17 protein-coding genes are annotated in these 15,859 nt (G+C 71.3%); 10 read left to right on the plus strand and 7 right to left on the minus strand.

Annotation, left to right across the window (positions count from 1 at the left end):
- Positions 1 to 91 precede the first annotated feature (91 nt).
- Entirely contained in the window at positions 92 to 934 is an 843-nt protein-coding gene (locus AX018_RS21005) for a ZIP family metal transporter (RefSeq protein WP_111881441.1), read from the minus strand.
- A gap of 289 nt (positions 935 to 1,223) precedes the next feature.
- A complete protein-coding gene (locus AX018_RS21010) occupies positions 1,224 to 2,132 on the minus strand; it encodes a dienelactone hydrolase family protein (protein WP_111881443.1) in 909 nt (302 codons plus the stop codon).
- Positions 2,133 to 2,320: 188 nt separating this feature from the next.
- Here AX018_RS21010 and AX018_RS21015 point away from each other — a divergent pair, with 188 nt between their 5' ends.
- The 5 genes from AX018_RS21015 to AX018_RS21035 all read left to right on the plus strand — a co-directional run bounded on the left by AX018_RS21015 (position 2,321) and on the right by AX018_RS21035 (position 5,259).
- Positions 2,321 to 2,869: a GbsR/MarR family transcriptional regulator gene (locus AX018_RS21015; protein WP_111881446.1), complete on the plus strand. Its 549-nt coding sequence runs from the start codon at positions 2,321 to 2,323 to the stop codon at positions 2,867 to 2,869.
- 128 nt (positions 2,870 to 2,997) lie between these two features.
- Positions 2,998 to 3,444, plus strand: coding sequence for a thiol-disulfide oxidoreductase DCC family protein (locus AX018_RS21020; protein ID WP_111881448.1), 447 nt, complete (start codon positions 2,998 to 3,000; stop codon positions 3,442 to 3,444).
- A gap of 44 nt (positions 3,445 to 3,488) precedes the next feature.
- The gene (locus tag AX018_RS21025; RefSeq protein ID WP_111881451.1) at positions 3,489 to 4,391 is read left to right on the plus strand and encodes an NAD-dependent epimerase/dehydratase family protein; all 903 of its coding nucleotides are present in this window, start codon (positions 3,489 to 3,491) and stop codon (positions 4,389 to 4,391) included.
- Positions 4,388 to 4,783 (plus strand): DoxX-like family protein, encoded by a 396-nt coding sequence (locus AX018_RS21030; protein WP_111881454.1) that lies wholly within the window; start codon positions 4,388 to 4,390, stop codon positions 4,781 to 4,783. Before AX018_RS21025 ends, AX018_RS21030 begins: the two co-directional genes overlap by 4 nt.
- Positions 4,783 to 5,259: a DUF2269 family protein gene (locus AX018_RS21035; protein ID WP_111881457.1), complete on the plus strand. Its 477-nt coding sequence runs from the start codon at positions 4,783 to 4,785 to the stop codon at positions 5,257 to 5,259. The genes AX018_RS21030 and AX018_RS21035 overlap by 1 nt, the downstream gene beginning before the upstream one ends.
- A gap of 35 nt (positions 5,260 to 5,294) precedes the next feature.
- Here AX018_RS21035 and AX018_RS21040 read toward each other — a convergent pair whose 3' ends face one another.
- On the minus strand, positions 5,295 to 6,074 hold the full coding sequence (locus AX018_RS21040; protein ID WP_245951748.1) for an aspartate/glutamate racemase family protein: 780 nt from the start codon (positions 6,072 to 6,074) through the stop codon (positions 5,295 to 5,297).
- The gene (locus tag AX018_RS21045) at positions 6,071 to 6,958 is read right to left on the minus strand and encodes an amino acid ABC transporter substrate-binding protein (protein ID WP_111881462.1); all 888 of its coding nucleotides are present in this window, start codon (positions 6,956 to 6,958) and stop codon (positions 6,071 to 6,073) included. The genes AX018_RS21040 and AX018_RS21045 overlap by 4 nt, the downstream gene beginning before the upstream one ends.
- A gap of 347 nt (positions 6,959 to 7,305) precedes the next feature.
- On the opposite strand from AX018_RS21045, the gene AX018_RS21050 reads away from it, so the two are divergent.
- Positions 7,306 to 8,550 (plus strand): FAD-dependent oxidoreductase, encoded by a 1,245-nt coding sequence (locus tag AX018_RS21050; protein WP_211322496.1) that lies wholly within the window; start codon positions 7,306 to 7,308, stop codon positions 8,548 to 8,550.
- Positions 8,551 to 8,560: 10 nt separating this feature from the next.
- Here AX018_RS21050 and AX018_RS21055 read toward each other — a convergent pair whose 3' ends face one another.
- Positions 8,561 to 9,487: a LysR substrate-binding domain-containing protein gene (locus tag AX018_RS21055; protein ID WP_111881466.1), complete on the minus strand. Its 927-nt coding sequence runs from the start codon at positions 9,485 to 9,487 to the stop codon at positions 8,561 to 8,563.
- A gap of 251 nt (positions 9,488 to 9,738) precedes the next feature.
- Between AX018_RS21055 and AX018_RS21060 the strand changes: the two genes are divergently transcribed.
- Together AX018_RS21060 and AX018_RS21065 are read left to right on the plus strand one after the other, a co-directional pair.
- Entirely contained in the window at positions 9,739 to 10,281 is a 543-nt protein-coding gene (locus AX018_RS21060; protein WP_245951750.1) for a hypothetical protein, read from the plus strand.
- Positions 10,268 to 10,897: a hypothetical protein gene (locus tag AX018_RS21065; protein WP_111881469.1), complete on the plus strand. Its 630-nt coding sequence runs from the start codon at positions 10,268 to 10,270 to the stop codon at positions 10,895 to 10,897. The genes AX018_RS21060 and AX018_RS21065 overlap by 14 nt, the downstream gene beginning before the upstream one ends.
- Positions 10,898 to 10,926: 29 nt before the next feature.
- On the opposite strand, the gene AX018_RS21070 is transcribed toward AX018_RS21065, so the two are convergent.
- Both AX018_RS21070 and polA read right to left on the minus strand, forming a co-directional pair.
- Positions 10,927 to 11,403: a hypothetical protein gene (locus AX018_RS21070; protein WP_111881471.1), complete on the minus strand. Its 477-nt coding sequence runs from the start codon at positions 11,401 to 11,403 to the stop codon at positions 10,927 to 10,929.
- Positions 11,404 to 11,440: 37 nt separating this feature from the next.
- The gene (polA, locus tag AX018_RS21075; RefSeq protein WP_111881474.1) at positions 11,441 to 14,224 is read right to left on the minus strand and encodes a DNA polymerase I; all 2,784 of its coding nucleotides are present in this window, start codon (positions 14,222 to 14,224) and stop codon (positions 11,441 to 11,443) included.
- 59 nt (positions 14,225 to 14,283) lie between these two features.
- On the opposite strand from polA, the gene AX018_RS21080 reads away from it, so the two are divergent.
- The gene (locus AX018_RS21080) at positions 14,284 to 14,637 is read left to right on the plus strand and encodes a hypothetical protein (RefSeq protein ID WP_111881476.1); all 354 of its coding nucleotides are present in this window, start codon (positions 14,284 to 14,286) and stop codon (positions 14,635 to 14,637) included.
- 106 nt (positions 14,638 to 14,743) lie between these two features.
- Positions 14,744 to 15,718, plus strand: coding sequence for a homoserine kinase (locus tag AX018_RS21085; protein ID WP_111881479.1), 975 nt, complete (start codon positions 14,744 to 14,746; stop codon positions 15,716 to 15,718).
- Positions 15,719 to 15,859: the final 141 nt, after the last annotated feature.

Here is a 15,859-nt window from a genome sequence, read left to right on the forward strand (position 1 = left end):
CGCCCCGCCGCGCTGGCTGCGTCCCTCTTCCCACGCGCAGCGTGAGAGAAGGGGGAAGCCGCGAAGCGGCTCAGGGGGTTGTCGTTTCATTTCAGTGGCTGTGCGCCATGCCGCTCACCAGCGTGACCACGGTCATGCCCGCCACCAGCCACGCGATCTGCGCCAGCGTCTGCGCGGCCGTGAGGCGCTTTTGCAACTGGGGAATGAGGTCGGCCAGCGCCACGTAGACAAAGCTGCTGGAGGCGACGGCCAGGAAGTAAGGCAGCCAGTCCTGCAGTTCGCTCACGAGGAAATACCCCGCCACGCCCCCCAGCGCGGTCACCGCCCCCGCCAGGGACACCTTGACCAGGGCCGCGCGGCGGTTGCCGCTGCTCTGGCGCAGCACGACGAGATCGCCCATGTGGTGGGGCACCTCGTGCGCGAGCACCGACAGCGCGGCCACGATGCCCAGCCGCAGGTCCGCCATGAAGGCGGAGGCGATGAGGATGCCGTCGCCGAAGCAGTGCACGCTGTCGCCCGTGAGCAGCGTCCAGCCGCCCGAGGAGCGCGCGCCGTGGGAATGGCCGTGCGCATGGGCGGCATGGCCGTGGTCATGGGCGTGCCCGTGCCCGCCGTGCTCCTGGTCGTTGGCGGGGCCCACGCCATGCTCATGGCCGTGGTGCCACAGCTCCGCCTTGTCCAGCAGGAAGAAGAACACCAGCCCCACCAGCAGCGTGGCGAACAGCTCGTGCGCGCCGGCCTGGCTCTCGAAAGCCTCGGGCAGCAGGTGCATGAAGGCCGTGGCCAGTAGCGCCCCGGCGGCCAGGCTCAGCAGGTGCTGCGGCCCGATGCCGGTGCGGCCGTCCCCCCAGCCCGCCCGCATGAGCAGGGCCGCCACCCACACGCTGCCGATGCCAGCGGCCAGCGTGGCCAGGATGATTGCTATCAAAGTCATAGCTATATGTGCTCTTTTCTTGCCGACATGACGCCGGTTTGGTTCTGATTCCCCCCTCTCGCGCGGACGCAAACGAAAAAAGCCCCGAAGGGCTTTGTGGCATCAGCGCTCGCGAAAAGCGGTTCTGTCAGAAGGTGTGAATGCATCCGGCATGGACCGATCGGCCGCCAGAACGCGCCCGATCAAGGCGCAAAGCACCGCCGTAGCTCGGGGCTACGGCGAGCATTTGCAACGCAGAGCGGGCGCATTCTGGCGAGTCGAGCGGCCTGGCCGGTTCTTTCACACCTTCTCAGCCCACGCCGTGCGTCTTGAACCACGCCAGCGCACGCTTCCATCCATCCTCGGCGGCTTCCTTGCGGAAGCTCGGCCGGTAGTCGGCATGGAAGGCATGCGGCGCATCGGGGTACACGACGAACTCCGACGCCTTGGCGGCGGCGGAGCCGGTCTTGAGGGCTGCTTTCATCTTATCAACCGTGTCAAGGGGGATGCCGGTGTCTTTTTCGCCGTAGAGGCCCAGCACCGGCGCCTTGAGGATCGGGGCGATGTCCACGGGGTGCTTGGGGGTCAGCTCGCTCGGCTGGCCCACGAGGCGGCCGTACCAGGCCACGCCGGCCTTCACCGGGCCGTGCGCCGCATAGAGCCACGTGATGCGCCCGCCCCAGCAGAAGCCGGTGATGCCCACCCTGGACAGATCGCCGCCATGGGCGCCCGCCCACTTCACCGTGGCGTCGAGGTCGGCCAGCACCTGGGCATCGGGCACCTTGGAGACGATCTCGCTCATGAGCTTGGCGACCTCGGTGTACTGCGACGGATCGCCCTGGCGCACGTACATGTCCGGCGCGATCGCCAGATAGCCCGCCTTCGCGAAGCGCCGGCAGGTGTCGGCGATGTATTCGTGCACGCCGAAGATCTCCTGGATCACCAGCACCACGGGCAGGCCCGTCTTGCCGGCGGGCGCGGCCCGGTAGGCCGGCACCTTGAAGCCGTTCACGTCGATCTCGACCTTGCCGGCCGTGAGCCCGTCGGCGGGCGTCTGGATCGCCGTCTGCGCCATGATGGGCATGGCCGCCGTGGCATAGCCCACCCCGAAGCCCGCGCCGAGCACCACCCGCATGGCGGTGCGGCGGCTGGCGCCCGCCTCGGTGGACTGGCCGGGCAGCAGGGCGTCGAAGTCTTTCTTGAGGTCGTCTTGCAGCATGGGAAGCTCCTGTGAAAGTGTCGGGTTGGAAGGCGAAACAGCCGGCACGGAGTCTAGGGCCTGCGGCGCCCGGGGCCGCCCCGCCGGCATAAACACCCCACGCAGGCGCCATCCGTTCGCCCCTTGCCATCTCACGGAACACAAGATTTCTGTATTGACAGAAATTTATGAAGCAATAGACTGGCGGCATGCAACTCACCGACATCGCCCGCCGCTTCGTCGTCCACTGGGGAGAGATGGGCACCGCCTGGGGCGTCAACCGCACCGTGGCGCAGATCCACGCCCTGCTCTTCTTCCATGGCCGGCCGCTGCACGCCGAGGAGATCTGCGACACGCTGGGCGTGGCGCGCTCCAACGCCAGCAACAGCCTCAAGGAACTGCTCAACTGGAACCTCATCCGCACCACCCACGTGCTGGGTGACCGGCGCGACTATTTCGAAACCTCCTCCGACGTGTGGGAACTGTTCCGCACCGTGGTGCGCGAGCGCAAGGAGCGCGAGTTCGAGCCCACGGTGCGCATGCTGCGCGAACTCGTGGCCCAGCCCGCGCTGGCGGCCGAGTCCCCCGACGCACAGGACCGCGTGCGCGAAACCCTGCGGCTCATGGAATCGCTGGGCCTCTGGACCGACGAGATGCTGCGGCTCACGCCCTCCACGCTGGAGAAGGTGCTGCGCCTGGGCGCGAGCGTGCAGAAGTTCGTGCGCGGCGACGACACCGCATCGCGGAACAAGCCCTGAGGCCCGCGCCACCTGCCAGCCCCCTCACGCCTCAAAATTTCTGTTTATACCGAAATTTTGGAAACCCAGAAAACCCGCCGCGGATGCCGCCATTGCGCGCACTGCCCCCACTGACAAGGAGACCCGCCATGCCCGCCGACGCTCCCGCCCGCTACCCGCTCACGCTCTACTACGACTCCCGCTGCCCGCTGTGCATGACCGAAATGGGCAACCTCATGCGCCGCGACCGCGCGGGGCTGCTGCGCTTCGCGGACATCTGGGCATCCGATTTCGCGGGGCCGCCGCCGGGCACCACGCAGCAGGACCTGCTCACCCTGATCCACGCCCAGGACGCCGACGGCCGCGTGCTGCGGGGCGTGGAGGTGTTCCGCCGCGCCTACGAGGCGGTGGGCATGGGCTGGGTCACGGCCGCCACGCGCTGGCCGGTGCTGGGGCCGCTCGCGGACCGGCTGTATCCCGTGCTGGCACGCAACCGCTACCGGCTGCCGCGCTGGCTCGTGGGCGGGCTGTTCGAGCGCGCCAGCCAGCGGGCCGCGCGGCAGCGCTGCGGCCCGGGCGGCCAGTGCGACCTCTGACCCGCTCTCTTCATCCCTCCTCCATTCCCCGAAGGAAAACCGCCATGCAGATCCTCCTCACCGGCGCGACGGGCTTCATCGGCCGCCACGTGTCCTCCCGGCTGCGGGCCGAGGGGCACACGGTGCACGAAGGGGTGTCCCCCCGCCATGCCCGCCCCGGCCCCGGGCAGGTTCCGATGGATTTCTCGCGCGACATCGCCGCCCGTGACTGGCTCCCCCGCCTGCACGGCATCGATGCCGTGGTCAACGCGGTGGGCGTGCTGCGGGACAGTGCCGCCCGCCCCATCGACGCACTGCACCGCGACGCGCCGAAGGCCCTCTTCGAGGCCTGCGCGCAGGCAGGCGTGCGGCGCGTGGTGCAGGTCTCCGCCCTGGGCGTGGACCGCAGCGAGACGCGGTATGCCCGCACCAAGCGCGCGGCGGACCATCACCTGCTCGACCTCGCGGGCCAGGGCCCGGCCCCCCTGCGCGCCTGCGTGCTGCGGCCCAGCGTGGTCTTCGGGCGGGGCGGTGCCAGCAGCGCGCTGTTCATGGCCCTGGCGCGCCTGCCCGTGGTCTGCCTGCCCCGACCCGTGCTGCAGGCCCGCGTGCAGCCCGTGGCGGTGCACGACCTGGCCGACGCCGTGGCCGCCCTGCTGGGCCCGGCCCTGGACCACGCAGGAGTGATCGAATGCGCGGGCCCCGAGGCGGTGACCATGGGCGGGCTGATCGCCAGCCTGCGCGCGCAATGCGGCCACGGGCCCGCGCGCGTGCTGCCGCTGCCCGATGCGCTGGGGCACCTCGGCGCGCGCCTGGGCGACCTCGTTCCGGCATCGCCCTGGTGCAGCGAAAGCCTGGAGCTGCTGGGCAACGACAACACCGCCGATGGCGCGCCGCTGCAGGCGCTCGCCGGGCACGACACGGTGCCTTACCGCGACCTCGTCGCCCGCGCCTGGAGCCATCCATGACCCGGCCCGCACGCACCGGCACCGATCCTGGCGCACTGCGCGGGCTGCGCGCGAGCCTGGTGGCCGTCTGGCTGGGCACGGCCGCCGCGAGCCTGGTCGAATTCCACGGCCAGGCCCGCGACCTGCTGCTGGCCGCCGGACTGCGGGACGCGGCCTGGATACAGGCGCTCATCGCCGCCGGCATCGCGGCCGATCTCGCCGTGGGCGCGTGGCTGTGGTGGCGGCCCGGGCGCCCGGCCTATGGCGCGGCCCTCGCGCTGATGGCCGCGATGACCCTCACCGCCACGGCCCTGCAACCCACCCTGTGGCTGGACCCGCTCGGCAGCCTGCTCAAGAACCTTCCCATCGCCGCCATCCTGATCGCGCTCTGGCGCACACATGAAAGCCCGTGATGAACAGCTACCTCGTCCTCAAGTGGGTCCACATCCTCTCCAGCGTGCTGCTGGTGGGCACCGGCTTCGGCTCGGCGTTCTACCTGTTCTTCGCCAACCGTAGCGGCAGCGTGCAGGCCCAGGCCGTGGTCGGGCGCCTCGTGGTGCGTGCCGACACCTGGTTCACCACGCCCGCGGGCATCGTGCAGCCGGTGAGCGGCTTCGCGCTGGCCCACATGGCGGGCTGGCCGATGTCCACGCCCTGGCTCGCAGCGTCGCTCGGGCTGTACGTGGTGGCGGGGCTGTGCTGGCTGCCGGTGCTGTGGCTGCAGTGGCGCATGGCGGCCATGGCGCGCGACGCCGCGCAGCACGGCACCGCGCTGCCTGCGGACTACCAGCGCCACGCACGCTGGTGGGAGGCGCTGGGCTATCCGGCCTTCATCGCCATGCTGGCGATCTACTACCTGATGGTGAACAAGCCCCCGCTCTGGTCATGAAGCGAAGCCCCCTCCAGACCTCGGGGCCGCGGGTGTCAGGATGCGGCGGGCACGGCTGCGTAGGCCTCGCGGGCCAGGGCTTCGGCCAGCACCTGCGCGGGGTTCACCAGGGCCACGCCAGCATCGGCCTCGGTGAGCGCCAGCGGGATCTCGGTGCAGCCCATCACGATCACCTGCGCGCCGGCATCGGCGCGCAGGGCCTGCGCCACGTCGGAGAAGCAGCGCCGGGCCAGCTCCAGGTCGCCCGCCTTCACGCCGTCGTAGATGCCCTGCATGAGGCGCTCGCGCCCGGCCTCGGGCGGCTCCAGGCATTCGATGCCCTCGCGCAGCAGTTCCGCCCGGTAGAGGCCCGCCCGGTAGGTGCCCTGCGTGGCCAGCAGGCCCACGCGCTGCACGCCCCGGGCGCGCAGCAGCACCGCCACCTCGCGCACCGCGTGCAGCACGGTGAGCTGCGGGAACCGCTCCTGCAGCAGGCCGTGCCACGCATGGGCGGTGTTGCAGGCGATCGCGATGGCGTGCACGCCCAGCGCGGCCAGCCGGCCGGTGGCCTGCAGCAACGCATCGCCGGGCTGGTGCGCGCCCGGGCTGGGGTCCTCCAGCGCCGCCGTGCGGTCGGGCACCGGCACCTGGGCCAGCCAGTGCTCGGGATAGGCCTGGTCCCGCACGGGGATGTGCAGCGCATGCATGCGTTCGGTGCACGCCTGCACGAAGAGGCGCACGAAGTCGGCGCCCGCGGCCGGCCCCATGCCCCCCAGGATGCCGACCGTGTGCGGAAGCGCCGACAGCACCGGCTCCGTCTCTCCGGCCATCGTCATACCGCCGGCTTGTCGCTCTGCGCCTGGAGGTTGTCGCGCAGCTCCTTGGACATCGGCAGCCCCAGCGCCTGGTTCTTGGGCGCGATGGGCGAGAGGAACCACTTGTTGTAGAGCTTCTCGAATTCGCCCGACTTCATCATGCCGCCGATCACGCCGTTGACCAGCGCCTGGAACTGCGGATCGTCCTTGCGCATCATGCAGGCGTAGGGCTCGACCTGCAGCGAATCGCCCACCACGTCCCAGTCGGCCGGGTTGGTGGCGTTGGCCTTGAGGCCGAAGAGCAGGATGTCGTCCATCGCGAAGGCCAGCGCGCGTCCCGTGTCCACGAGCAGCATGGAGTCGTTGTGGTCCTTGCCCAGCACGATGTCCATGTCGAGGTTGTTGTCGCGGTTGTACTTGCGGATCACCTGCGCGTTCGTGGTGCCGGTGGTGCTGGCCACGGTCTTCTTCGCCAGGTCCGCGTAGTTCTTGATGCCCGAGGTCTTTTTCACGAGCAGGCGCGTGCCGGTGTAGAAATAGTTGATGGCGAACTGCACGTCCTTGCCGCGCGCGGTGTTGTTGGTGGTGGAGCCGCATTCCAGGTCCACGGTGCCGTTGGTCACGAGCGGGATGCGGTTCTGCGAGGTCACGGCCTGCAACTCCACCTTGATGCCGGGCTTGTTGAGCTTCTTCTTCACGGCCTCCACGACCGCGTTGGAGATGTCCACCGAGAAGCCGATGGGCGCGCCCGCGCCGGCCAGGTAGCTGAAGGGCACGGACGATTCGCGGTAGGCCAGCGTGATCTTGCCGCTCTCCGCGATTTTCTTGAGGGTATCGGCCTGCGCCGGGAGGCAGGCGAGCACGCCGCAGGCCAGCAGCGCGGCGGAGCAGAGGGTGGACTTCATGGAGACTCCTTCACGGTTGGGGGAGGATGGCGCCGAACGGCGGCGCAGCGCGGCGGTGCAGGCACTTTAGGAACACGCGCCCACCTTGAACAATTCATTCCACGCCCGGAGCCATGCCGAAAAGTTATGCCAACAGCATGGATAACCCTAAGACATAGCAAGGACCGGACCCGCCCCTGCCCCGCGCGGCGGCGCATAACCTGAAGGCATGGGCGCTGCGGCGAACGGCATTGTTCAAGGGCTGCGCGCGGTCCTACAGTGCGCCGCAGGCCCGGCCGCAGCGGGCCGGATCGTGCTTTCGCGCGGTGCCCGCGGGCACCCGCTCACCGACGGACGGATGGATCGATATGCATGCATGTGTCATGGGCGCCGGCATCGTGGGACTCGCCACGGCCTATGCGCTGGAGCGCCAGGGCTGGCGGGTCACCGTCATCGACCAGGGCCCCGCGGGCGGCGGCGCGAGCGGCGGCAATGGCGCGCAGCTGAGCTACAGCTACGTGCAGCCGCTGGCGGATGCGTCCCTCTGGGCCCAGTTGCCCAAGCTGCTGCTGTCGCCCGATTCGCCCCTCAGGCTGCGCCCGCAGTGGAGCCTGCACCAGTGGCGCTGGGGCGCGGCCTTCCTGGCCGCCTGCAACGACGACACCTCCCGGCGCACCACGGGTGCGCTGCTCGCGCTGGCCGCGCGCAGCCGCCAGGCCTTCGAGGGCCTGCTGGAGCGCGAGGGCCTGGCCTGCGATTTCACGCGCTCCGGCAAGCTCGTCGTGTACCGCTCGCGCGAGGCGCTGGCCGCCGCCGAGCGGCAGATGGCGCTGCAGCGCGAATGGGGCTGCGCGCAGGAATCGGTCTCCGCCGCGCGGTGCGTGGAGCTGGAGCCGGCGCTCGCGCAGGGCGCGGCCGATATCGCCGGGGCCATCCACACGCCCAGCGAGTGCGCGGCCGACTGCCAGAAGGTGTGCGACGGGCTCCATGCCCTGCTGGCCGCGCGCGGCGTGCGCTTCCTGCTGGATGCGCGCGTGACCGGCTTCGCGCGCGATGCGCGGGGCGCGGTCCGCGCCGCGCAGGTGCTGCGCGCCGGCGGCACGGGCCACCTGGACGTGGAGGCCGACCACTTCGTGCTGGCCCTGGGCAGCGACAGCGCGCCCCTGGCCGCCCGACTGGGCCTGCGCGTACCGGTCTATCCGCTCAAGGGCTACAGCATCACGCTGGACGCGGCGCCCGATGCCGCCTGGGCCCCGCGCGTGAGCGTGACGGACGCCGCGCGCAAGGTGGTGTTCGCGCGGCTGGGCCAGCGCGTGCGCGTGGCCGGCATGGCGGAACTGGTGGGCGACGACCGGCGCATTCCGCCGGACCGCATCGACCGCCTGCGCGCCGCCGTGGCGGCCGTGCTGGGACATGACCCGGGCGCCGGCGCGCGCCTGCGCCCCTGGACCGGCATGCGCCCGGCCACGCCCACGGGCCTGCCCGTCGTGGGGCGGCAGGCGGGCGGGCCCGGCAACCTGTGGCTGCACACCGGGCATGGCGCGCTCGGGTTCACGCTGTCGTTCGGCACGGCGGAGCAGCTCGCCGGGGAGATGGCGCGGGCCGCGCCGTGATCCCTCCTGCTCAGCCCGGCGCGGGCCGGGCCGGGCCCTGCAGCGTCTGCAGCACCGCATCACGCATGCAGCGCGCCATGGCGTCGGCCAGCAGGGACGCCGGCCGGTGCGGCATGCGCAAGGCCTTCACCGGCACGGCGATGCGCGGCAGCAACTCCAGCACGTCCACCGTGCGCGGATCGGCCGACGCGGCCGTGCAGGCATCCACCAGCGCCACGCCCAGCCCGTGGTGCGCCAGCGCCAGCGCGGCGTGGTAGGTCTGCACCGTGAGCGTGGATTGCAAACCCACCTCGGCCTCCCGGCAGGCATGGTTCACCATGGTGCCCAGCGGGTCGTTCACGCCCAGCCGCACCACGGGGGTGCGCACCAGGTCGGCCAGGTGCACCGCGCCGGCCCGCACCAGCGCGCCGTCCAGCATGCCCCGGGGCGCGACGCAGACCATGCGGCCCTCGGCCAGCGTCTCCTGCTCCAGCGATGGATGGGCCAGCGCGCTGAAGACGAAGCCCACGTCGGCCTCCTGCAGCACCAGGGCCGAGACGATCTGCGGGGAGTGCAGCGCGTCGATGGTCACCTGCACGTCGGGGTGCAGCGCGCGGAAGGCGCGCAGCGCCCGGGGCATGACCTCGTAGCTCAGCGCCAGCACGCTCAGGATGTGCAGCTCGCCCTCGCGCTGCTGACCGCGCAGGCTGCCCGCGAGGCGCTGCACCTCGTCGAGCTGCGTGAACAGCCGCTCGATGTGCGGATACAGCGTCTGCGCCTCGCGCGTGGACACCAGCCGCCCCTTGTGGCGATGAAAGAGCGCGAAGCCGAGCTGCAGCTCGGCATGCGCGAGGATGCGGCTCACCGCCGGCTGCGTGACGTTGATGAGGCGCGCGGCGGCGCTCACGCTGCCGGTGAGCATCACGGCGTTGAAGACTTCGATGTGGCGCAGGCGCATGGATGAAGGGGAACGGACGGGCGCGGGGAAAAAGCCGGCATATTGCATCAAAGCGTATCCATATCGCCGGCTCCGGGGCAATTGGAAACAAAACGCGCCAGAAACCCACTCCGAGCCGATAGAGTGGCCCGCCTGGATCGTCGGGCATCGCGCCGCCCGCCACGGGATGGCAAGGCCCCGTCTGCGGGCACGGTCCGCGGTTCGCGCGTCCGGCGGACGCTTCTTCGCAACCCTCTCCCGAAAGATCACGCATGGCAGAGTTGAGCGGCAGCGCATGGGTTGCCCAGTTTCCCACCAGTACACAGACCAGCGCCCTCGCGGCCGGCTTTCGCACGAAGACCGAATCCTTCATCGCCGCGCTGGAAGCCGCCGGTGCCTCCGTGTCGATCTCCGCCACGCTGCGACCGCCCGAGCGGGCCTATCTGATGCACTACGCCTGGAAGATCGCCCGCGAAAAACTCGACGTGCGGCATGTGCCCGCGATGGAAGGGGTGGACATCGACTGGGTCCACCGCACCGTCACGCAGACGGTGGACGCGGGCGCCTCGCGCGTGGCGGCCAACCAGATGGTCGCGGGCTACGGCATCGTCTATGCGCCCGCGCTCACCTCGCGCCACTCGGAGGGCCGCGCGATCGACATGGCAATCACCGAATATTCCGGCAAGACCTTCGACGATGCCTCCGGCAAGAAGACCCTCGTGAAGAGCCGCGCGGAACTGCACGCCCTGGGCGCCACCTTCGGCGTGCACAAGCTGGTTTCCGATCCACCCCACTGGTCCGATGATGGTCACTGAACGACGACACCCCACGCCCGCCCGCGCGCGGCACCTGCTTCTGGCCCTGGCGCTCGCCTGCGGCGGCGCCCACGCGAAGGGCCCAGCGCCCGCGCATGCCGGCGCCGCACCGGCCCCGCCGCTCTCGGAGCGGGTGGGCATCGTGGACGCCCGCAGCCCCGATGCCGCGCGCCTCGCCACCGCCCCGGGCGCCAAGGGCGGCGCGGCCGACGCGGAGCTGCGCTACCTGCGGCTCTCGCCCCCTCCGGGCAAGGCGGCGGAGTGCTGCATCCAGCCCCAGGCTCCCACCCCCACGCAGGAGGCCTCCATCCTGCGCTACGACGGCGACGACGCGCAGCCGGCCGGCGAGCGCGAGGCCCGGTTCACGCAGCCGCCCGGCGACGGCTTCGTGGGCCTGGCGGTGCATGGCAAGCCCGCCGTCACCCGGGCCTCATCGAACCGCGTGTTCCTGCAGTGGCCGGACCACAAGGGCTCGGTGCGCGTGGACCACTGCCTCTCGGCCGAGGGCCTGCACGTGAAGATCGCCGACAGCGTGGGCCCGGGCCGCTGGAAGCCCGCCGCGCACTACTACCTGCCCCTGGGCGCCGACGTGCCGCCCGACTGCCCGGCCGACTGACGGCGCCACCCCGGCAGCCGCCTGCCCGCTCAGCGCGGCCCGCGCTCGGGCGTGTCGCGCGGCACCATCACCCCGGCCTCGGTCGCCACCAGCACGGGCCAGGCCGTACCCGGCAGCCAGAACACCGTCGCGGACACCGTGCCGGACTCGGGCATCCATCCCTGCGGGATGAATTCGAAACGCCAGAGGCCGTCGGCGCACGGCACCAGCGCGTGGTAGGTGTCGGAGCCCATGCCGGAGCGGACCTCGATGCCCACCGGGCTCTCCTCGCGCCGGCCCGCCTGCGCCGCGCGCACGGCCGCGTCGATGTGGCCGGAGGTCTTGCGGGCCACCAGCGCCAGCATCACGGCGACGAGCGCACCCATGCCGTAGATGCCCTGCCCCGTCTGCAGGCTGGCCGCGGCCAGCGCCACGGCCGTGGCGCCCAGCACCGCCTGCAGCCAGGCGGGCACGCGCCGGGCCGTCAGGGCGCGCAGCGCCTCGATCTGCCGCTGCGCCGGGGTCATCGCACGGCCCTCCCCGGCCCGGTCGAAGGGCGCGCGGTCAATGGGCCTTCTCCCAGTTCGGCCCCATGCCCACCTCGGCCAGCAACGGCACCTTCAGCTCCGCCACGCCCGCCATGAGGCGCGGGACCTCGGCGCGCAGCCAGCCGGCCTCGGCCTCGGGCAGCTCGAAGACGAGTTCGTCGTGCACCTGCATGATCATCAGCACGCCGGGCTTCTCGGCGTCCAGCACGGCCTGCACGGCCACCATGGCCTTCTTGATGAGGTCCGCCGCCGTGCCCTGCATGGGCGCGTTGATGGCGGCGCGCTCGGCCGCGGCGCGGCGCGGGCCGTTGGGGGAGTTGATCTCGGGCAGCACCAGGCGCCGGCCGAACACGGTCTCGACGTAGCCGCGCGCCTTGGCCTGGGCCTTGGTCTCGTCCATGTACTGCTTCACGCCGGGGTAGCGCTGGAAATAGCGGTCGATGTAGGCGGCGGCGGCCTTGGTGTCGATGCCCAGGTTCTTCGCGAGGCCGAAGCTGCTCATGCCGTAGATGAGGCCGAAGTTGATGACCTTGGCATAGCGGCGCTGCTCGCTGCTCACCTGGTCCACCGCCACGCCGAACACCTCCGCCGCGGTGGCGCGGTGCACGTCCAGGCCCTCGGTGAAGGCGCGCAGCAGCGCGTCGTCGTCGCTCAGGTGGGCCATGATGCGCAGCTCGATCTGGCTGTAGTCGGCGCTGGCGATCACGCGCCCCGGCGGCGCCACGAAGGCCTCGCGCACGCGGCGGCCCTCGGGCGTGCGGATGGGGATGTTCTGCAGGTTGGGGTCGTTGCTCGACAGGCGCCCCGTCACCGCCACGGCCTGCGCGTAGTGCGTATGCACGCGGCCCGTGCGCGGGTCGGCGAGCTGGCCGAGCTTGTCGGTGTAGGTGCCCTTGAGCTTGGAGAGGCCGCGGTGCTCCAGGAGCTTGGCGGGCAGCGGGTAGTCCTCGGCCAGCTTCTCCAGCACCTCCTCGTCGGTGCTGCGCGCGCCCGTGGGGGTCTTCTTGACCACGGGCAGGCCGAGCTTGTCGAAGAAGATCTCGCCGAGCTGCTTGGGGCTGCCGAGATTGAACGGCTGGCCGGCGATGTCGTAGGCTTCCTGCTCCAGCTTCAGGATGCGCTGGCCCAGGTCGTGGCTCTGCTGCTGCAGCGTGGCCGGGTCGATGAGCACGCCGTTGCGCTCGATGCGAAAGAGCGTCTCGCTGCTGGCCATCTCCAGCGCGTAGATGCCGCGCAGCTTCTCGTCGGCCTCGATGAGCGGCCACAGCACGCGGTGCACGTCCAGCGTCTGGTCGGAGTCCTCGCACGAGTAGGCCGCAGCCTGCTCGACGGGCACCTGGGCGAACGGGATCTGCTTGGCGCCCTTGCCGCACAGGTCCTCGTAGCTGATGCCGGTGCGGCCGGTGTGGCGCTCGGCCAGGCTCGCGAGGTTGTGGGGCTTGTGCACTTCGAGCACGTAGCTCTGCAGCATGGTGTCGTGCGCGTAGCCGCGCACCTCGATGCCGTGGTTGGCGAACACGTGGCGGTCGTATTTGACGTGCTGGCCGAGCTTGGGGCGCGCGGCGTCCTCCAGCCAGGGCTTGAGCCGCGCGAGCACCTCCTCGATCGGCAACTGCTCGGGGGCGTCCGGCCCGGCGTGGCGCAGCGGGATGTAGGCGGCCGCGCCCGGCTCCACGCTGACGCTGATGCCCACGATCTCGGCGCGCAGTTCGTCGAGCGAGGTGGTCTCGGTATCGACCGCGACGAGGTCGGCGGCCTGGACCTTGCCGAGCCAGCGGTCGAAATCCTCCCAGGCGAGCACGGTCTCGTAGGCCACCTCGCGGCCCTGTGCCGCCCCGGCGACGAAGGAGGTCTGCGGCGTGGCGAACAGGTCGCCGCTGGTGCCGGGCGGCACGGCCGCGCCCGGGGCGGCATCGCCCTCCTGGAGCGCCCGCGCCAGCCCCTTGAAGCCGTATTGTTGATAAAAGTCGCGCAATGTCGCCGTATCTGCTTCACCGAATGCTACGGAATCCATAGCAGGCAACCCCTCCACGTGCCCTGCCAGATCGCAGTCGGTGCGGATGGTGACCAGCTCGCGCCCCTTGGGCAGCCAGTCGAGCGCGCCGCGCAGGTTCTCGCCGGCCACGCCCTTGATGTCGCCCGCGCGCGCGATCAGGCCGTCGAGCGAGCCGTATTCGTTCAGCCACTTGGCGGCCGTCTTGGGGCCGACCTTGGGCACGCCGGGCACGTTGTCCACGGCATCGCCCACGAGGGTCTGGTAGTCCACCATGAGCGCGGGCGGAACGCCGAACTCGGCCGTCACGCCGGCCACGTCGCGGCGCTTGCCGCTCATGGTGTCGATGATGGTGATGCGCTCATCGACGAGCTGGGAGAGGTCCTTGTCGCCGCTGGAGACGATGACCTCGATGCCCTCGCGCGCCGCGCAGACCGCCAGGGTGCCGATCACGTCGTCGGCCTCCACGCCGGGCACGCAGACCACGGGCCAGCCCAGCAGGCGCACCACTTCGTGGATGGGCTCGATCTGCGCGCGCAGGTCGTCGGGCATGGGTGCGCGGTGCGCCTTGTATTCGGGGTAGAGCGCATCGCGGAAGGTGGGGCCGCTCGCATCGAACACGCAGGCGGCGTAGTCGGCCGGGAACTCCTTGCGCAGCGCCTGCAGCATGTTGATCATGCCGCGGATGGCCCCGGTGGCGGGGCTGGACGGATCGCCCGGAACGGCCCGCAGATCGGGCATGGCATGGAAGGCGCGGTAGAGATAGCTGGAGCCATCCACCAGCACCAGGGTCTTGGGTTTGCTCATGGCCCGGGATTGTGCCCGCCGCCGGGTCGCGGCGCCCGCCCGCGCCTACAATCCGCCCCATGCGCGCCGCCCACACCCTTCTCCTGCTGGCCCTGGCCTCCAGCCCCGCCCTGGCCCAGACTTCCGCCCCCGCCACCCCGGCACCCGCCGCACCCGCCGAGGCGCAGCCGCAGGATGGCGCCGGGCGGCTGAACCAGCGCGTCGAGCGCATCCGCATCGAGGACGGCGGCAGCCGTGTGGACGAGTTGCGCGTGGGCGGGCAGACGCAGAGCATCACGGTGCAGCCCAAGGCCGGCAGCGAGATGCCCGAATACGAGGTGCAGCCCACCGACGGCGTGCGCGCCCGCCCCGGCAGCCGCAACGGCGCGGAGACCATCACCGGCCCGCGCGTCTGGAACGTGATGAAGTTCTGATGCTCCCCACGGGCCCGCCGCTCCCGCCGGCGGCCCACGCACCGTTCGCCGCGCCCGCACCGCTTCCCCCTTTTTTTTCCCCTCTTCTTTTCCCGTTCGCCCAGCAATGGCCGTTTTCACCGAAGTCTCCAAGAAAGAGGCGCGCGATCTGCTGCGCCGTTTGCAGCTGGGTACGCTGGAGTCGCTGCGCGGCATCGAGGGCGGGATCGAGAACACCAACTACTTCCTTACCAGCGACCAGGGCGAATACGTGCTCACGCTGTTCGAGCGCCTCACGGCCGAGCAGCTGCCGTTCTACCTGCACCTGATGAAGCACCTCGCCCACGCCGGCATCCCCGTGCCCGACCCGCGCGGCGACCGGCACGGCGACATCCTGCACACGGTGGCCGGCAAGCCGGCCGCCGTGGTGAACAAGCTGCCCGGCAAGAGCCAGCTCGCCCCGGAGCCCGTGCACTGCGCGGCCGTGGGCGGCATGCTGGCGCGCATGCACCTGGCCGGCCACGGCTACGAGCGCCAGCAGCCCAACCTGCGCGGCCTGCCCTGGTGGAACGAGACGGTGCCCGTGGTGCTGCCCCACGTGGACGATGCCCAGGGCACGCTGCTGCGCTCCGAGCTGGCCTACCAGAACCACGTGGCGGCCTCCCCGGGCTACGCGGCCCTGCCGCGCGGGCCGGTGCATGCCGACCTGTTCCGCGACAACGCCATGTTCGAGGGCGAGGCGCTCACGGGCTTCTTCGACTTCTATTTCGCGGGCGTCGATACCTGGCTGTTCGACCTGGCCGTGTGCCTGAACGACTGGTGCATCGACTGGCCGAGCGGCACGCACGAGCCCGCCCGCGCGGCGGCCATGCTCGATGCCTACCAGGCCGTGCGGCCGCTCACCGCGCACGAGCGCGCCCTGCTGCCGGCCATGCTGCGCGCGGGCGCGCTGCGGTTCTGGATCTCGCGGCTGTGGGATTTCCACCTGCCGCGCGAGGCCAGCCTGCTCACCCCGCACGACCCCACCCACTTCGAGCGCGTGCTGCGCGGGCGCATCGCGCGGCCGCTGCACCCGCGCGCGGGCGGCGGCTTCGAGGACTGATGCGGCCCGGCCATCCCGGCGACCGCCCCGATGGCGCTCATCGACACGAGACCCTGCCGCGGCGCGGAGAAAACCGCGCGCGCCATGCCCCCGGCGCCCGGCCGGTCCACAATGGCCCCTGGTTGCCGGTCCGCAACACGC

The sequence above is a fragment of the Paracidovorax anthurii genome (assembly GCF_003269065.1).
Taxonomy (GTDB): domain Bacteria; phylum Pseudomonadota; class Gammaproteobacteria; order Burkholderiales; family Burkholderiaceae_C; genus Paracidovorax; species Paracidovorax anthurii.